We start from the raw sequence: 2,668 nt of genomic DNA on the forward strand, positions 1-2,668 counted from the left end.
GATCGTGAAGGGTTCGCCCGTGTCGAGCAGCCGTGCCACCAGCGCGCGGTTGCCGGCCATGTCGTCCGGGTGGATCAGTTCGTCCATGTGCAGGCCCAGCACGCCCCGCGCGCCCGCCGCCGCCCAGGAGACACGATGAACCGTCCCCAATACATCCTGCTGCCGGTCAGCCCCGTCTTCATCGCCTTCAGCCTGCTGATCGCGTTCCTGCTTAACCTGCTGCCCTGGGGCCGTGTCATCGGCGCGCCCGATTTCGTCGCGCTGTTCCTCGTGTTCTGGGGCGTGCACCAGCCGCGCAAGGTGGGCATCGGCACCGCCTTCTGCCTGGGCCTGTTGATGGACGTGCACGACGCCACCCTGCTGGGCGAGAACGCGCTGGCCTACACGCTGCTGTCCTACTTCGCCATCATGATGCACCGGCGCGTGCTGTGGTTCCCCATCATGACGCAGGCCATGCACGTGCTGCCGCTGCTGTTGCTGGCGCAAACGGTGCAGCTGCTGGTGCGCTTTCTCGTCTCGGGCAAGTTCCCCGGATGGTTCTACTTCCTCGAAAGTATCGTCTCGGCCATCCTGTGGCCCGTCGTGACGATGCTGCTGCTGGCGCCGCAGCGGCGGTCCGTCGACAAAGACCACACCCGCCCGATCTGACGGCACCGCCATGACCGAGTTGAAGAACAACGAACGCGACCTGTACCTGTTCAAGGTGCGGCTGTCGCTGCTGGGGGCCCTGGTCTTCGTCTGCTTCGCGCTGCTGCTGGCCCGCTTCGTCTGGCTGCAGGTGATCAAGCACAGCGACTACGCCGCCCAGGCGGAGGACAACCGCATCGCCATCGTGCCCATCATGCCGAACCGGGGCCTGATCCTGGACCGCAACGGCGTCGTCCTGGCACGCAACTACTCCGCCTACACGCTGGAAATCACGCCATCGAAGCTGCGCCTGCCGCTGGACGAAACCATCGACGCGCTGGCCGCCATCGTCGAGGTGACGCCGAAGGACCGGCGTCGGTTCAGGAAGCTGATGGAGGAATCGAAGAACTTCGCCAGCGTGCCGCTGCGCACCCGCCTGTCGGACGAGGAGGTGGCCCGCTTCACGGCCAACCGCTTCCGCTTCCCCGGCGTGGAAGTGCAGGCGCGCCTGTTCCGCAACTATCCGCTGGGCGAGACGGCCTCGCACGTGATCGGCTTCATCGGCCGCATCAACCAGTCCGAGGCCAAGGTGCTGGAAGGGGCCGAGGACGCCGCCAACTACAACGGCACCGACTACATCGGCAAGGAAGGCCTGGAGAAGAGCTACGAACGCACGCTGCACGGCGTGACCGGCTACGAGGAAGTGGAAGTGTCGGCGGGCGGGCGCGCCATCCGCACGCTGTCGCGCACGGCGCCGATCCCCGGCAGCAACCTGATCCTGTCGGTCGATATCGAGCTGCAGAAGATCGCCGAGGAAGCCTTCGGCGAATGGCGCGGCGCGCTGGTGGCGATCGAACCGGAGACGGGCGACGTGCTGGCCTATGTGTCGCGCCCCGGCTACGATCCGAACCTGTTCGTCGACGGCATCGATACGCAGAGCTGGAACGAACTCAATACCTCGCTCGACCGGCCGATGGTGAACCGGCCCCTGTCCGGCACCTACGCGCCCGGTTCCACCTTCAAGCCCTTCATGGCGCTGGCAGCGCTGGAGCTGGGCAAGCGCACGGCCAGCCAGGCCATGTTCGATCCCGGCTATATGTACCTGGGCACGCACAAGTTCCGCGACGATAAGGTGGGCGGGCACGGCACGGTCGACCTGCGCAAGTCGATCGTGGTGTCGTGTAACACCTATTATTACCAGCTGGGCCGCGAGATGGGGATCGACACGATCCACGACTTCATGAAGCCCTTCGGCTTCGGCCAGAAGACGGGCATCGACCTGGAAAACGAGAAGGTCGGCGTGCTGCCTTCGCAGGCGTGGAAGCGGGCCCGCTACAAGAAGAACCCGGCGGCCGCCCGCTGGGTCGGCGGCGACACCATCTCCGTCAGCAACGGCTCGGGCTACAACTCGTACACGCCGCTGCAGATCGCCCACGCCGTGGCCAACCTGGCCAACAACGGCATCGTCATGAAGCCGCACCTCGTCAAGATCGTCGAGGACGGCGGCACCCGCGCGCGCACGCTGACGGTGCCGAAGGAAAGCTACCGCATTCCCCTGCAGCAGAAGAACATCGACATCATCAAGGATGCGATGGTCGGCGTGACGAGCGAACCGGGCGGCACGGCCTACAACATCTTCAAGAACGTCGAATACACGGTGGGCGGCAAGACCGGTACGGCGCAGGTGGTCGGCATCCGCGCCAACGAGAAGTACAACGCCGCCTCGCTGGCCGAACGGCTGCGCGACAACTCGCTGTTCACCGCCTTTGCCCCGGCCGACAAGCCGAAGATCGTGCTGGCGATGGTGGTGGAAAATGCCGGCTTCGGCGCCGCCGTGGCCGCGCCGATTGCCCGCAAGGTGCTGGACTACTGGCTGCTGGGCAAGCGCCCGACGGAGAAGGACACCACCAAGGTGCCGAAGGAAGACGCCGAAGTGCTGGCGCCAGTGGAAGGCCCCGTGGCCGAGGAAGAAGCGGCGGCGGCGCTGGAGCAGCGCGCGGCAGCGCTGGCGGCAGCGGCGGCTCCGGCAGGCGCCGCGGCC

2 protein-coding genes are annotated in these 2,668 nt (G+C 66.3%); both read left to right on the forward strand.

The genetic code is table 11. The features are described 5' to 3' along the window. Positions 1–135: 135 nt before the first annotated feature. Positions 136–648 carry a rod shape-determining protein MreD gene (mreD, locus tag GM672_RS27360; protein ID WP_155473649.1) on the forward strand — a complete coding sequence of 171 codons (513 nt, stop codon included), beginning with the start codon at positions 136–138 and terminating at the stop codon, positions 646–648. 10 nt (positions 649–658) lie between these two features. After that, positions 659–2,668 (forward strand): penicillin-binding protein 2 (gene mrdA / locus GM672_RS27365; protein WP_155473650.1); only part of this gene is annotated, 2,010 nt, incomplete at its 3' end.

It is taken from the genome of Pseudoduganella buxea (genome assembly GCF_009720835.1).
Lineage (GTDB): Bacteria > Pseudomonadota > Gammaproteobacteria > Burkholderiales > Burkholderiaceae_D > Rugamonas > Rugamonas buxea.